At 74.0% G+C, this 14824-nt stretch carries 11 protein-coding genes and 1 pseudogene; 9 read left to right on the top strand and 3 right to left on the bottom strand.

From position 1 onward, the window contains the following. Positions 1 to 123: 123 nt before the first annotated feature. The gene (locus tag ABZ371_RS17800; RefSeq protein WP_358680110.1) at positions 124 to 1050 is read right to left on the bottom strand and encodes a sugar phosphate isomerase/epimerase; all 927 of its coding nucleotides are present in this window, start codon (positions 1048 to 1050) and stop codon (positions 124 to 126) included. Positions 1051 to 1192: 142 nt separating this feature from the next. On the opposite strand from ABZ371_RS17800, the gene iolC reads away from it, so the two are divergent. The 6 genes from iolC to ABZ371_RS17770 are packed head-to-tail and all read left to right on the top strand — an operon-like array spanning position 1193 to position 8508. Next, positions 1193 to 2212: a 5-dehydro-2-deoxygluconokinase gene (iolC, locus tag ABZ371_RS17795; RefSeq protein ID WP_358680107.1), complete on the top strand. Its 1020-nt coding sequence runs from the start codon at positions 1193 to 1195 to the stop codon at positions 2210 to 2212. Then, positions 2209 to 3099, top strand: coding sequence for a deoxyribose-phosphate aldolase (locus ABZ371_RS17790; RefSeq protein ID WP_358680104.1), 891 nt, complete (start codon positions 2209 to 2211; stop codon positions 3097 to 3099). The genes iolC and ABZ371_RS17790 overlap by 4 nt, the downstream gene beginning before the upstream one ends. 37 nt (positions 3100 to 3136) lie before the next feature. Further along, a complete protein-coding gene (iolB, locus tag ABZ371_RS17785; RefSeq protein ID WP_358680101.1) occupies positions 3137 to 4021 on the top strand; it encodes a 5-deoxy-glucuronate isomerase in 885 nt (294 codons plus the stop codon). Continuing rightward, positions 4018 to 5913 carry a 3D-(3,5/4)-trihydroxycyclohexane-1,2-dione acylhydrolase (decyclizing) gene (gene iolD / locus ABZ371_RS17780; protein ID WP_358680098.1) on the top strand — a complete coding sequence of 632 codons (1896 nt, stop codon included), beginning with the start codon at positions 4018 to 4020 and terminating at the stop codon, positions 5911 to 5913. The genes iolB and iolD overlap by 4 nt, the downstream gene beginning before the upstream one ends. A gap of 13 nt (positions 5914 to 5926) precedes the next feature. Beyond that, entirely contained in the window at positions 5927 to 7426 is a 1500-nt protein-coding gene (locus tag ABZ371_RS17775) for a CoA-acylating methylmalonate-semialdehyde dehydrogenase (protein WP_358680095.1), read from the top strand. A gap of 41 nt (positions 7427 to 7467) precedes the next feature. After that, positions 7468 to 8508, top strand: a complete 1041-nt coding sequence (locus tag ABZ371_RS17770; protein WP_358680092.1) for an aminoglycoside phosphotransferase family protein — start codon at positions 7468 to 7470, stop codon at positions 8506 to 8508. A 17-nt stretch (positions 8509 to 8525) separates the two neighbouring features. On the opposite strand, the gene ABZ371_RS17765 is transcribed toward ABZ371_RS17770, so the two are convergent. Then, entirely contained in the window at positions 8526 to 9596 is a 1071-nt protein-coding gene (locus ABZ371_RS17765; protein ID WP_358680089.1) for a hypothetical protein, read from the bottom strand. A 293-nt stretch (positions 9597 to 9889) separates the two neighbouring features. On the opposite strand from ABZ371_RS17765, the gene ABZ371_RS17760 reads away from it, so the two are divergent. Continuing rightward, positions 9890 to 10495 (top strand): DUF4291 domain-containing protein, encoded by a 606-nt coding sequence (locus tag ABZ371_RS17760; protein WP_358680086.1) that lies wholly within the window; start codon positions 9890 to 9892, stop codon positions 10493 to 10495. On the opposite strand, the pseudogene ABZ371_RS17755 reads toward ABZ371_RS17760, so the two are convergent. Next, positions 10485 to 10808 (bottom strand): annotated as a pseudogene (locus ABZ371_RS17755) (hypothetical protein); the annotation flags it as partial. The gene ABZ371_RS17760 and the pseudogene ABZ371_RS17755 sit on opposite strands and share 11 nt — an antisense overlap. Positions 10809 to 10966: 158 nt before the next feature. On the opposite strand from ABZ371_RS17755, the gene ABZ371_RS17750 reads away from it, so the two are divergent. After that, a complete protein-coding gene (locus ABZ371_RS17750) occupies positions 10967 to 13681 on the top strand; it encodes an alpha/beta fold hydrolase (protein ID WP_358680083.1) in 2715 nt (904 codons plus the stop codon). Further along, positions 13678 to 14565, top strand: a complete 888-nt coding sequence (locus tag ABZ371_RS17745; protein WP_358680080.1) for an ABC transporter permease — start codon at positions 13678 to 13680, stop codon at positions 14563 to 14565. The genes ABZ371_RS17750 and ABZ371_RS17745 overlap by 4 nt, the downstream gene beginning before the upstream one ends. The last annotated feature ends 259 nt before the right edge of the window (positions 14566 to 14824 follow it).

The following is a 14824-nucleotide window of genomic DNA, read 5'->3' as shown; positions in this document are numbered from 1 at the left end:
GCCGGGCCGCCGAGGGGGTGCGCTCCGCACGCCGGATCGACGCGCGTCCGCCCCGGACGCGGCGAGCGGAGGCGCCGGCCGCGGCCGAGTGCCGCGTCCCGTCCCGGTGGCCGCGGCGGGACGTCAGGCTGTGGGTCGCGCGGGGCCGCAGCCGCGGAGGTACTCGCGGGTGCGCCGGGCGATGGGCAGCGGCTTGTCCGGCGGGCAGGGGTACATGTCCTGCTCGACGATGGCGAACAGGTCGGTGCCCAGGGCGCGTGCGGCGGCCAGGACCGGTTCGAGCGCGGGTACGCCGCCCGGCGGCTCGCACATCACGCCGCGGGCGACCGCCGGGCCGAACGGCACCCCGTCCGCCACGACCTCGGCCAGGACCGCCGGATCGACCTGCTTGAGGTGCAGGTAGCCGATCCGCTCCCCGTACGTCTCGATGAGCTTCACGCTGTCGCCGCCGCAGTAGGCGTAGTGCCCGGTGTCGAGGCAGAGGGAGACCAGGCCGGGGTCGGTCGCGTCGAGGAAACGGCTGACGTTCTCCTCGGTGTCGATGTGCGTGTCGGCGTGCGGGTGCACGACGATCCGCAGCCCGAAACGCTCCCGCACCTCATGCCCCAGCCGCTCCGTCTGCTCGGTCAGGTCGCGCCACTGCGCGGGCGTGAGGGTGCGGTCCTCCAGGACCGCACCCGTCCTGTCGTCCCGCCAGAACGAGGGGATGACGACCAGGTGTTCGCCGCCCGTCGCCCGGGTGAGCGCCGCGATGCCGGCGACATGCTCCCAGGTGCGGTCCCAGACATCCGGGCCGTGGTGCAATCCGGTGAAGACGGTGCCCGCCGAGACGCTCAGTCCGCGGCGGGCGGTCTCGTCCGCGAGCCTCGCGGGGTCGATCGGCAGATAACCGTAGGGGCCGAGCTCGATCCACTCGTAACCCGCCTCGGCGACCTCGTCGAGGAACCGCTCCCAGGGCACCTGCCGCGGGTCGTCGGGGAACCACACCCCCCAGGAATCGGGTGCCGAGCCGATGCGGATGCGGGCCGGAGAGGGTGCGGAGGAGGTCATGCCGGCCACCTTTCAGGGCAGGAAATCCGGTGTCAAGCATTCGTCCGAATGTCCGGACAAAGTGTTGACAGGGTGAGGGGCGGGGGCTAGACCTGGGACCGGCCGCCCGGCCGCGACCGACCCGCGGGCCGAAGGGATGCGTATGCCTGAGCCGTACGACGTGATCACCATGGGGCGCATCGGGGTGGACGTCTACCCGCTGCAGAGCGGCGTAACGCTCGACCGGGTCGAGACCTTCGGCAAGTTCCTCGGCGGCTCCCCGTCCAACGTCGCGGTGGCCGCCGCCCGGCTGGGTCGGCGCACGGCTGTGATCACCCGCACCGGCCGGGACCCCTTCGGCGACTACCTCCGCCGCGAACTGGGGGTGCTCGGCGTGGACGCCCGCTGGGTGGACGCCGTCGAGCGGTATCCGACACCCGTCACCTTCTGCGAGATCTTCCCCCCGGACGACTTCCCGCTCTACTTCTACCGGCAGCCCAAGGCACCCGATCTGGAGATCCGCACCGGGGAACTCGACCTCGACGCGGTGTGCGCCGCCCGGGTCTTCTGGATGACCGGCACCGGACTGTGCGCGGAGCCCAGCCGCTCCGCCACCCTCGCCGCACTCCGCGCACGCGGCGCGGCACGGACGGCGTCGCCCGGGCGGGCCACGGTCTTCGACCTCGACTGGCGCCCCATGTTCTGGGACGAGGAGGACCACGGCTCCGTGGCCCCCGCCCGGTACCGCGAAGCACTCGCCCACGCCACGGTCGCCGTGGGCAACGTCGACGAGTGCGAGATCGCCACCGGGGAACGCGACCCGCACGCCGCCGCCCGGGCCCTGCTGGCCGCCGGTGTCGAACTCGCCGTCGTCAAGCGGGGCCCGGCGGGCGTGCTCGCCGTCCACCGCGACGGCACCACCGCCGAGGTCCCGCCCCTGCCCGTGGACGTCGTCAACGGACTGGGGGCCGGGGATGCGTTCGGCGGCGCCCTCTGCCACGGGCTGCTCGCCGGATGGGACACCGCGCGCACCATGCGGTACGCGAACGCGGCGGGAGCCATCGTCGCGTCCCGCCTCGCCTGCTCGTCCGCCATGCCGTTCCCGCACGAGGTCGAGAAGGCCCTCGACGACGGTGCCGTCACGACCGGCCCGGCACCGCGGGCCACCGGAGCCACCCCGTGACCCGGCCCGCCGCGGCCGGCGTCGCCGACCTCGTCCGCCTCCGGGCACACCGCCCCGAGGCGGTGGCCGAGGCCGCCGCCGCCCGCCGCAGGCGCCCCCTCCTCGGCCCCAGCGGGCGCCTGATGGTCATCGCGGCGGACCACCCGGCGCGTGGCGCCCTCGCCGTGGGGGACGACGAGATGGCCATGGCCGACCGCTTCGGCCTGCTGGAGCGCCTCTGCCTCGCGCTGTCCCGCCCCGGTGTGGACGGGGTGCTGGCGGCCGCCGATGTTCTGGAGGACCTGCTCCTCCTCGGCGCCCTGGAGGACAAGGTCGTCATCGGCTCCATGAACCGCGGCGGGCTCGCCGGCGCCGTCTTCGAGCTCGACGACCGCTTCACCGGCCACCGGCCCGCCGACCTGGCCCGGCGGAACTACGACGCGGGCAAGCTGCTGCTGAGGATCGACCACGGCGACCCCGCCTCCCTGGACACGCTGCACACCGCGGCCCGCACCGTGGACGCGATGGCAGCCCGCCGGCTGCCCGTCTTCATCGAGCCGTTCCTCTGCCACCGCACCGGCGGCGGCCTCCGCACCGACCTGGGGGCAGCGGCCGTCACGACCTCCGTGGCCGTCGCCTCCGGGCTGGGCGGCACATCCGCCTACACCTGGCTGAAGGTCCCCGTCACGGAGAACCCCGAGGACATGCGGCGGGTGCTGCGCGCCTCGACGCTGCCCGCCGTCCTGCTCGGCGGCGAGGTCGGGGGCGACCCGGACGGGGCGTACGAGAAGTGGCGCGGGGCCCTGCGGCTGCCGACCGTCCAGGGCCTGGTCGTCGGGCGTTCGCTCCTCTACCCGGCCGACGGGGACGTGGCGGGGGCGGTCGACACGGCCGTGGGGCTGTTGTGAGTGAGCACCTCCCGGACGAGCGGGTAGGGATGCGGCCATGACGACGCGCAGCGAGCAGCAGCGGTACCACCTCCGGGCCGGGGAGACGGTGGGCGGCCCGTACGCCCTCGACATCGGCCCGGACACGGCCGACTGGGACCGGTCGAGCCTGCGGGTCCTGGAGCTCGGCCCGGGCGGAGTTCACACGATGGCCACCGGGGAGAGTGAATGGATCGTGCTGCCGTTGACCGGTGGCTGTACGGTGCGGACGGCAGGTGAGATCTTCGAACTGCGGGGCAGGAGCAGTGTGTTCAGCGCGGTGACCGATTTCGCCTATCTGCCGCGTGACGCCCGCGCACAGATCACCTCCGGCGCGGGAGGCCGCTTCGCCCTGGCAGGAGCGAGGTGCGAGCGACGACTCCCCGCTCGTTACGGCCCCGCGCCGGAGGTACCGGTCGAACTCCGGGGTGCCGGTGCCTGCTCGCGGCAGGTGAACAACTTCGCCGCCGCCGGCACCTTCGCGTGCGACCGGCTCATCGCCGTCGAGGTCCTCACCCCGGGTGGCAACTGGTCCTCCTACCCGCCGCACAAGCACGACGAGCACGAACCGGGCGTGGAGTCCGTGCTGGAGGAGATCTACTACTTCGAGGTGGAGGACGGCGGCCTCGGCTACCACCGGGTGTCCCCGTCCCGCCCCGGCGGGACGGACGTCCTCGCGGAGGTCGCCACCGGCGACGCCGTCCTGATCCCCGACGGCTGGCACGGCCCGTCCGTCGCCCCGCCCGGCCGCACCCTGTACTACCTGAACGTCATGGCGGGCCCGGGCGAGCACCGTGAGTGGCTGATCCGCGACCACCCCGACCACCGCTGGATCCGCGACACGTGGCCGGCCGAACCGGTCGACGCGCGACTCCCGCTGTACGGCCGGGAGGCCGGCCGATGACCACGCACCGCGCGGCCACCCGCAGGCTCACCACCGCCCAGGCGCTGATCGCCTTCCTCGCCCGCCAGTACACCGAGCGCGACGGCCGGCGCCGACGGCTCATCGGCGCCACCTGGGGCATCTTCGGCCACGGCAACGTCGCCGGCATCGGACAGGCGCTCGTCGAGTCGGGCCCCGCGATGCCCTACCTCCAGGGCCGCAGCGAACAGGCCATGGTGCACGCGGCGGTCGGCTACGCCCGCCAGTCCGGCAGGCTCTCCGCCCAGGCCGTGACCACGTCCATCGGCCCCGGTGCCACCAACCTCGTCACCGGCGCCGCCCTCGCCACCGTCAACCACATCCCCGTCCTCCTGCTGCCCGGCGACACCTTCGCGACCCGTCCCGCCGACCCGGTCCTCCAGCAGCTCGAAGTGCCGTACGCGGGCGACGTGTCGGTCAACGACTGCCTGCGCCCCGTCTCCCGCTACTTCGACCGCGTCACCCGCCCGGAGGCGCTGATCCCGGCGGCCCTCCAGGCGATGCGGACCCTCGCCGACCCGGCCGGCACGGGCGCCGTCACGCTGGCGCTGCCGCAGGACGTCCAGGCCGAGGCGTACGACTGGCCGGCGGAGTTCTTCGCGGAGCGCGTCTGGCCCGTACGCAGGCCCGCCCCCGACCCGTCCGAGCTGGAGCGGGCGGTGCGGGCGGTACGCGGCGCACGCCGGCCCCTGCTCGTCGCGGGCGGCGGCGTCCACCACAGTGCCGCCGAGGAGGCCCTCGCCGCCTTCGCCGCCGCCACCCGCATCCCCGTCGCCTGCACCCAGGCGGGCAAGGGCTCCCTGCGCCACGACCACCCCGCCGACGTCGGCGGCATCGGCCACACCGGGACGGCGACGGCCGACGCCCTCGCCAGGGAGGCCGACCTCGTCATCGGGGTCGGCACCCGCTGGACCGACTTCACCACCGCCTCCTCCACCCTCTTCGCCGGCCCCGGGGTCCGCTTCCTCAACCTCAACATCACCGGCTTCGACGCCCACAAGCTCGCCGCGCTGCCCCTCGTCGCGGACGCCCGCACCGGCCTCGAAGCGCTCGGCGCCGCCCTGCACGCACACGGTCACCGCGTCGACGCCGGCTACGAGAGCGCGTACACGGCGGCCAAGGAGCGCTGGGAGGAGCGCGTCGACGCGGCCTTCGCCGCCCCCGACCCGGACGCCCGCCCGACACAGGCCCAGGTCCTCGGCCTGCTCGACGCCCTCGTCACCGAGGACGACGTCCTGATCAACGCCGCCGGCTCGCTCCCGGGCGACCTCCACAAGCTGTGGCGGGCCCGCTCCCCGCGCCAGTACCACGTGGAGTACGGCTACTCCTGCATGGGATACGAGATCCCGGCCGCCCTCGGCGTCCAGCTCGCCGCACCCGGCCGGCCGGTCTGGGCCCTGGTCGGTGACGGCACGTACCTGATGAACCCCACCGAGATCGTCACCGCCGTGCAGGAGTGCCTGCCCGTCAAGCTCGTCATCCTCCAGAACCACGGGTACGCGTCCATCGGCGGGCTCTCCGAGGTCGTCGGCGCCGAACGCTTCGGCACCGCCTACCGCTACCGGGACGCCGACGGCGCCTACACCGGCCTCCCGCTCCCCGTCGACCTCGCCGCGAACGCGGCCTCCCTGGGCATGAGGGTGCTGCGGGCGAAGACCGTGGCCGGCCTGCGCGCGGCCCTCGCCGAGGCGCGCGCCGCGGACCGCCCCACTTGTGTCTACGTGGAGACCGAAACGGCAGACACAGTGTCGGGGCCCCCTCCGGCACAGGCGTGGTGGGATGTTCCCGTAGCCGAGACCGCGACCCGCCCCCCGGCGGCCGGGGCACGGAAAGAGTACGACCGGCAGATCGCAGCCCGACGCCGCCACCTGTGAAGGAGACCCCGTCATGAAGACCGTCAACCACTGGATCGGTGGCCGGACCGTCGAGGGCACGTCGGGCAGCTACGGCCCGGTCACCGACCCGGCGACCGGCGCCGTCACCACGCAGGTCGCGCTCGCCTCCGCCGAGGAGACCGACGCGGCCGTCGCCGCCGCGAAGAGCGCGTACGCCACCTGGGGCACCAGCTCCCTCTCCGCCCGCACCGCCGTCCTCTTCCGCTACCGGGCCCTGCTGGACGCCCACCGCGACGAGATCGCCGCGCTCATCACCGCCGAGCACGGCAAGGTGCACTCCGACGCGCTCGGCGAGGTCGCCCGCGGGCTGGAGATCGTCGAGCTGGCCTGCGGGATCACCACCCAGTTGAAGGGCGAGCTGTCCACCCAGGTCTCCAGCCGGGTCGACGTCTCCTCGATCCGGCAGCCCATCGGCGTCGTCGCGGGCATCACGCCGTTCAACTTCCCGGCCATGGTGCCGATGTGGATGTTCCCGCTGGCCGTCGCCTGCGGGAACACCTTCGTGCTGAAGCCCAGCGAGAAGGACCCCTCGGCCGCCAACCTGCTGGCCGAGCTGGCCTCGGAGGCCGGACTGCCCGACGGCGTGCTGAACGTCCTGCACGGCGACAGGGTGGCCGTCGACGCGCTCCTCGCCCACCCCGACGTCGCCGCGGTCTCCTTCGTCGGATCCACCCCGATCGCCCGCCACATCCATGCCACGGCCTCCGCGAACGGCAAGCGCGTCCAGGCGCTCGGCGGCGCGAAGAACCACATGCTGGTCCTCCCGGACGCCGACCTGGACGCGGCGGCGGACGCCGCCGTCTCCGCCGCCTACGGCAGCGCCGGGGAGCGCTGCATGGCGATCTCGGCCGTCGTCGCCGTCGGCGCGATCGGCGACGAGCTCGTGGCCCGTATCAAGGAGCGCGCCGAGAAGATCAGGATCGGCCCCGGCACCGACCCCGCCTCCGAGATGGGTCCGCTCATCACCGCGGCCCACCGGGACAAGGTCGCCTCCTACGTCACCGGAGCGGCGGCCCAGGGCGCCGACGTCGTCCTGGACGGCACGGGCCACACGGTGGAGGGCTTCGAGGACGGCCACTGGATCGGCCTCTCCCTCCTCGACCACGTCTCCACGGACTCCGACGCCTACCGGGACGAGATCTTCGGCCCCGTCCTGTGCGTGCTGCGCGTCGACACCTACGAGGACGGCGTGGCCCTCATGAACGCCTCGCCGTTCGGCAACGGCACGGCGATCTTCACCCGCGACGGCGGCGCGGCCCGCCGCTTCCAGCTGGAGATCGAGGCCGGCATGGTCGGCGTCAACGTCCCGATCCCGGTGCCCGTCGGCTACCACTCATTCGGCGGCTGGAAGGACTCCCTCTTCGGCGACCACCACGTCTACGGGAACGACGGCGTGCACTTCTACACCCGCGGCAAGGTCGTCACCACCCGCTGGCCGGACCCGGCCGACGCACCGTCAGGCGTCGACCTGGGCTTCCCCCGCAACCACTGAAGCGGCGTACGCGAGCGCTCGCCGGGTGGAAGACTGACCGCATGGTGACGGCGTCGCGGCTTCCGTTCGGCGAGACCCTGCGGGACCGCCTGGGCCCGCCCGCGCACCCGTCCGCCCTGGAGAGCAGCCCGCGTTCACGGGTCTGGCGCATCGAGCTCTCCGGCCGCCCGGCGGTGCTGAAACAGCTGGTGGCGGGCCCCGGTGCCGACGAGCGCTACGAGCGCGAGGTGGCCGCCCTGCGCATCGCCGGCCGGGCCACCCACGCTCCGGTGGCGCCCGCGCTGCTCGGCACCGATCCGGCCGAGCGCGTCCTGGTCATGGAGCACCTCGACGGCCGGCGGCCGCCCGCCGACTGGATCGTCGGCCACGCGGCCGCGCTCGCGAGGCTGCACAGCACCGCGCGCCCCGGCGACGCGGGCACCCTGCCGCGCTGGCAGGGTCCGACCGGCGCCGACGTCACGTCGTTCCTCACCCTGGCCGAGAGCCTCGGTACCGTCGCGTCCTCAGGCGTACGGGACGAACTCCACGCCCTCGTGGAGCGCCTCGGCCGGGCGGAGGGGACCGCGCTCCTCCACGGCGACCCGTGCCCCGGCAACGACCTGCTCACCCCGGACGGGGTCAGGTTCGTCGACTTCGAGCAGGCGTCCCTGGGCAGCGGCCTGATCGAGCTCGCCTACCTCCGCATCGGGTTCCCGACCTGCTGGTGCGTCACGAGGGCACCCGCCCCCCTGCTGGAGCGGGCGGAGGCCGCCTACCGCACGGCCTGGCGCGCCGAGACCGGCACCACGCTGCCGGAGGCCGGGCTCGCCGACGCCTGCGCGGGCTGGCTCATCCGGGGCGACGCCCTGGTCCAGCGCGCCCACCGGGGCGCCACCGATCACCTGGCCCGCCTTCCGCGGGAGGACTGGACCTGGGGCACGGCCACCGCCCGCCAGCGCCTGGCCCACCGGCTCGGCGTCGTCGCCACCACGACCTCGGACGACGGACGCCTTCCGCACCTGCGCACCCTCGCGGCGGACCTGCGCCGCGCCGTCCTCGATCGCTGGCCGGCACTGCGGCCGGTACCGACACGCCGCCCGTAGGGCCGGGGCGAGCCGTGCTACTGGAAGCTCAGGCGGTGCGGGTGGCCGGGATCGGCCGGGCAGGTGTGCACGCGCATCAGGCCCCGGCCCAGGTAGACGTCGGACGGGGTGATGACGTGCGGATCGTGGCCGGCGTCCCGGTCCTCGATCGGCAACCAGCTGCGTGACGCACCGTCGTACTCCCCTGCGGCCACGGTGAGCAGCGGGGGCATCGCCGCATCGCACACGGCGCAGTCGACCGGGGCGGGGTCCGTCAGATGCCAGGAGGCGAAGCCACCGACCTTCCAGCCGGGTGCGATCGACAGGTCGCTCATGTAGTCGACCTCCTCCGGTTCCCCGGCCGAGGCCGTCGCGGCCTCGTACTCCTCGTACGTCGCGTAGCGCTTCGGTGGATGCGAGGCGTCCTCGTCCTCCTCCTCGTCGAGGAGGCCCTCCTCCCACTCGGCGATCGCCTCCTGGAGGGCCTCGCCCAGCAGCCCGAGGTACTCGTGCTCCACGACCTGTTCCGGGTGCACGACACACGTCGTGGGCACGCATTCGGCGCGACCGGCCACCGGGGGCTCGGGCTGTGGAGTGAGTACTGCGCCGACATCGGCCGAGCGCCGCCATTTCAGCACGACGTCGATCGTGCGGTCGTCACCGTGCACCTCGAAGGGGCACCAGAAGACCTGCAGCAGGTCATGTCCCTCAGGTCCCGCGAGATCCGGGACCTCTCGCGCGTACAGCTGGGCGACGGCCAGCATCGGCGACGGGGCGTCGTCGTGGAGGTCCGGGACGTGGTTGCCCCGGGTCAAGCCGTCGAGGAGGCGCTGTTCGTCCTCGGTGTACTCCCGCCCCCGTGCGTCCTTCAGGATCCGGCGGCGCAGCCGCACGTCGGAGAGACGGTGGCCGGTGCCTTTCGGGTGTACGACCGTGCACACCGGCCACGCCTCGTCGGCCGGCCACAGCAGTGGGCCCGCCACCGAACTCTCCCGCGCATGCGGGGTCCCGTGACGTGGATGCAGCCGGGTGGTCGTGCGCCGGTGGGCTGCCAGCGCGGGGAAGACCGCTTCCACGTCCAGGGGACGCGGCGGGGTGGTGCGGGGCATGGGGAGGCCTTTCCGAGTGCCGTGGCGCGGCTTCACCGGCGAGCGGCCGGCATGGCTGCCAGGCACTCTGGTAGATCTTCGACCGGACACTCGCAGACGTCCAGCGACGGGGAACGCCTCCAGGTCCGGGGCGGCATCCGTCGGACGATCCGGTGCTGCCGCCCCCTGGGCCCACGGGCACGTCTCGACGCGGCCGGGGGTACGTTCCGATCGCTGCCGGGACGCGACCGGGGGTCGGGGGCGAGCGCGAAAACCAGGTGCCCGGACGCGCCGAGGCCCCGCATCCTGGCCGAATGAACGCCCCTCCGCACCCGCCCCGTTACGAGATCCGCGCACAGCACACCGGCTCCACCGTCACCGTGTACCAGGCCTACCGGCCGGCCATCGGACTGCCGGCCGCCCGGGACGGGCGCTTCCCGGCGGCCTGGAAGCGCGACCGCATGACGTGGATCAAGCCGAGCTTCCTGTGGATGATGTACCGCTGCGGCTGGGGCACGAAGGAGGGGCAGGAGACCGTGCTGGCCGTCGAGATCGCCCGCGACGGCCTCGCGTGGGCGCTGGCGAACGCCGAACTCTCGCACTACGTACACGGCGTCCACGAGGACCGGGGCGCGTGGAAGCGGGCGCTGCGGTCCGCTCCCGCACGCGTCCAGTGGGACCCCGAGCGCGATCTGTCCCTGAACCCGCTCCCGTACCGCTCGCTCCAGCTCGGGCTCTCCGGGGAGGCCGCCCGGCGGTACGCCGACGAGTGGATCGTGTCCGTGCGCGATGTCACGCCCCTGGCCCGCGAGGTGCACGCGGCGGTCCGGGCGGGGGAGCGGGAACGGGCCGCCGCCCTGCTGCCCGTGGAGACACCGCTCGATCTCGGCGCTCCCCGCCCGGTTCCCACCACCCCGTGAGCGCGAGCACCTCCGAGGCGATCTCCGCCACCGTCCGGCCGTCCGCGGCCACCCGGGCCACGTCGGGCGGGACCCGCTCGTCCAGGAGGCGGGCCCTGCGCGCACTGCCCGCGACCTCGCGTTCCGGGGCGGAGCCGATCTCGCGGGCCGAGAGCCGGGCCACCGCCGTGGTGTCCGACGCGGTGAGCAGCGCCCGGGCGACGCGCACGCCGGCGCCCATCGCGCGCTCGAACATCTCGAACACGGGGGCCGAGCCGGGCAGCACGCTCACCGTGTCCGTGTACACCGGACGGTGGTGGCCGAGTGCCGCGAAGGCAGGGGCGGGCGCCCGTGCCTGGCCTGGCCGGAGCGTGCCGCGTGCGGTGTACCGCAGGCGGAGTACGGACGGACCGCGCGGTACCTCTCAGGGAGGCCGGGGAACTCCCCCCAGGGGCAACCCGGGGGGCCGCGTGCTCCGTCTAGGGTCGGGTCATGGAGAAACCGACTTCCCGGTGGCGGCACCGGCTGCCCCGTACACCGGGCAGGTGGGCCGCGGTGGCCGCCGCCCTCGCCGTACTCGCGGGGGCCGGCACCTGGGCCGCCGTCGCCGACGACAGTGCCCCGGCCGTGCACCGGCAGGACCGGATGATGAAGATGAACGGGGTGTCGGTCGACACGTCGTACTTCACGTCGGGGGGCACGCGGCCACGCCCCGCCGTGCTCATCGGGCACGGCTTCGGCGGCAGCAAGGACGACGCGCGCGCCCAGGCCGAGAGGCTCGCCGCCGACGGGTACGCCGTCATGACGTGGTCCGCCCGTGGATTCGGGAGGACGAGCGGGGAGATCACGCTCAACGCCCCCGACCGTGAGGTCAGGGACGTCTCCGGGCTCATCGACTGGCTGGCGGGCCGGCCCGAGGTGGAGCTCGACGCGAAGGGCGACCCGCGCGTCGGGATCACCGGCGTCTCCTACGGTGGCGCCGTGTCGCTGCTGGCCGCCGGGTACGACGACCGGGTCGACGCCGTCGCACCGGTGATCGGCTACTGGAACCTCGCCGACGCGCTCTTCCCGGACGGGGTGTTCAAGAAGCTCTGGGCGGGGATCTTCGTCAGCTCCGGCGGCGGCTGCCAGAAGTTCCAGAAGGAGCTGTGCGAGATGTACGAGCGGGTGGCCGTCAGCGGCAAGCCGGACGCCGCCGCGCGCGCACTCCTGACGGAACGTTCCCCCCAGGCCGTGGCCGACCGGATCGACGTGCCCGCGCTCATCGTCCAGGGGCAGAGCGACTCCCTGTTCCCGCTCGGCCAGGCCGACGCCATGGCCGAGGCGGTCAAGGCCAACGGCGCGCCCGTCTCCGTCGACTGGATCGCGGGCGGACACGACGGAGGGGACGACGAGGGCGACCGCGTCGAGGCCCGGATCGGCGACTGGTTCGACCGGTACCTGAAGGAGGACGAGGGGGCCGGCACCGGACCCGGGTTCCGAGTGACCCGGACCGGCGGCGTCGACTCCACCGACGGCGCCGCCCTGAAGCGCGGCGCGACCAGCGCCGCCTACCCCGGTCTGCACAGCGGTGAGCACGAGATCACCCTGACCGGCGCCGGACGGCGGCCGGCGACGGGTGGCGGACCTGACGGCGGGCGGAACACCTCCGGCGACGGCCTCACGCAGACCTTCCGCAGCCCCGCGGGCGGCAACCCGCCCTCCGTCTCCGCCGTCCCCGGCATCGGCGGCGGACTCTCCCAGCTGTCCTCGCTCGGCGTCGGGTTCTCCCTCGACTTCCCCGGGCAGCACGCCCGCTTCGACTCCGCCCCGCTGGACAGCGCCGTGCACGTCACCGGATCGCCCACCGTCCGCGTGAACGTGCGAGCGGACCACGGTGACGCCGTGCTGTTCGGCAAGATCTACGACGTCTCGCCGGACGGGAAGCAGCAGGTGCTGCCCTCCCAGCTCGTCGCCCCCTACCGGATCACCCCCGACCAGCAGGGCAAGCCGATCGAACTGGCCCTGCCCGCCGTCGACCACGACGTCGAGGCCGGGCACAGCCTCCGCCTCGTCCTCTCCGCGACCGACCTCGCCTACGCCTCACCCGCCGAGCCCGCGACCTACACCGTGTCCCTCGACGGGCCCCTGACCATCCCCACCGCCCCCGCCGTGGCAACCGCCGCGGCGGCACTGCCCTGGTGGACCTGGGGGCTCCCGGCGGCCGGGCTGCTCGCCGCCGCCGCCATCCTGCTCACCGCACGCCGGCGCACCGCCGCCCCCGCCCCCGACCCGGCGCTGACCGGGGTACCGCTGCAGATCACGGGCCTGTCCAAGAAGTACGCCGGGGCCACCGGCCGCTACGCCGTACGCGACCTCGGCTTCCGCGTCGAGAAGGAGCAGGTCCTCGGTCTCCTCGGACCGAACGGCGCCGGCAAGACCACCACCCTGCGCATGCTGATGGGGCTCATCACCCCCGACGCCGGTGAGATCCGCGTCTTCGGGCACGCGATCCGCCCCGGGGCCCCCGTGCTGTCCCGCGTCGGCTCCTTCGTCGAAGGCGCCGGCTTCCTCCCGCACCTGTCGGGCCGCTCCAACCTGGAGCTGTACTGGCAGGCCACCGGGCGGCCCGCCGGGGACGCCCACCTCGACGAGGCCCTGGAGATCGCCGGGCTCGGCGACGCCCTGGCCCGTGCCGTGCGCACGTACTCCCAGGGCATGCGGCAGCGCCTCGCCATCGCCCAGGCCATGCTCGGCATGCCCGACCTCCTCATCCTCGACGAACCGACCAACGGCCTCGACCCGCCGCAGATCCGTGAGATGCGGGACGTGATGATCCGGTACGCGGCCGGAGGCCGGACGGTGATCGTGTCCAGCCATCTCCTCTCCGAGGTCGAACAGTCCTGCACCCACCTGGTGGTCATGGACCGGGGGCAGCTCGTCCAGGCCGGACCGGTCGCCGAGATCACCGGGTCCGGCGACATGCTGCTCGTCACCACCGGCGCGGAGGTGGCCGAACCGCTGGCGGACAAGGTGGCCGCCCTGGCGGGCATCGGGTCCGCCGTCCGCCTCGACGACGGCCACGGTCTGCTGGTCCGCCTCGACGGCGCCACGGCCGCACAGCTGGTCGCCGAACTGGTCCGTCTCGACGTGCCGGTGACGGGCGTCGGGCCGCACCGCCGCCTGGAGGACGCCTTCCTCACCCTCATCTCCCAAGGATCCGCATGAGCTCCGCACCAGAGGTCCAGGCGCTCGCCGAAGCCCCCGGCTACCACGCCCGCCGCACCCTGCCGCTGCGCGTGGAGGCGATGCGGCAGCTGCGCAGGCGGCGCACCCTGCTCATGTTCGGGGTGCTGGCGGCACTGCCGTTCATCCTGATCACCGCCTTCGCGGTCGGCGGCACGCCCGGCGGCGGTGACGGCGGCGGAGGAAGCGGTTCGCGGATCAACCTCATGGACGTGGCGACGGAGTCCGCCGCGAACTTCGCGGCGACCTGCCTCTTCGTCTCCGCCGGCTTCCTGCTCGTGGTGCCGGTCGCACTGTTCTGCGGGGACACCGTCGCCTCCGAAGCCAGCTGGTCCTCGCTGCGCTACCTCCTCGCGGCGCCCGTGCCCCGGGCCCGGCTGCTGTGGAGCAAGCTCGTCGTGGCGCTCGGCTTCAGCCTCGCCGCGATGGTGCTGCTGCCGCTCGTCGCCCTGGGCGCGGGAGCGGCCGCGTACGGCTGGGGGCCCCTGAAGCTGCCCACCGGGGGCGCACTCGCCACGTCGGACACCGTGCCGCGCCTCGCGCTCGTCGTCGCCTTCATCTTCGTCTCCCAACTCGTCACCGCCGCACTAGCGTTCTGGCTGTCGACGAAGACGGACGCGCCGCTCGGCGCGGTGGGCGGCGCGGTCGGGCTGACCATCGTCGGCAACGTCCTGGACGCGGTCACCGCGCTCGGCACCTGGCGCGAGTTCCTGCCCGCCCACTGGCAGTTCGCCTGGGCGGACGCCCTCCAGCCGGACCTGGAGTGGGGCGGGGTGACCAAGGGGGCCGCGGTCTCGGTGACGTACGCCCTGATCCTGTTCGCGCTGGCCTTCCGGGGGTTCAGCCGCAAGGACATCGTGTCCTGAAGCCGGTGGCGTGCCCGGGCCCCGACCGCTGTTGCCACATCGAGACGGATCCGCAACACGTTCGTCCGATCCCGCCGGGCTCCCCGTACGTCACATCCGGAGAACCGACGACGTGGGGGGCACGGATGGAACACCGGGCAAGGACACACCGCGGTGCGCTGGTACTGCTGCTGGCAGGCGGGCTGCTGGCCGCCGGATGCAGCGGGACGGGGACGGGGTCCGACTCCGCGGCCGACCGCGGCAGCGGGGCGCGCGGCCC

Origin of the sequence: Streptomyces sp. NPDC005899 (assembly GCF_040629645.1) — a bacterium.
Classification (GTDB): domain Bacteria; phylum Actinomycetota; class Actinomycetes; order Streptomycetales; family Streptomycetaceae; genus Streptomyces.
Note: the sequence above shows the minus strand (reverse complement) of the source record. Positions and strands in the feature narration are given on the sequence as shown.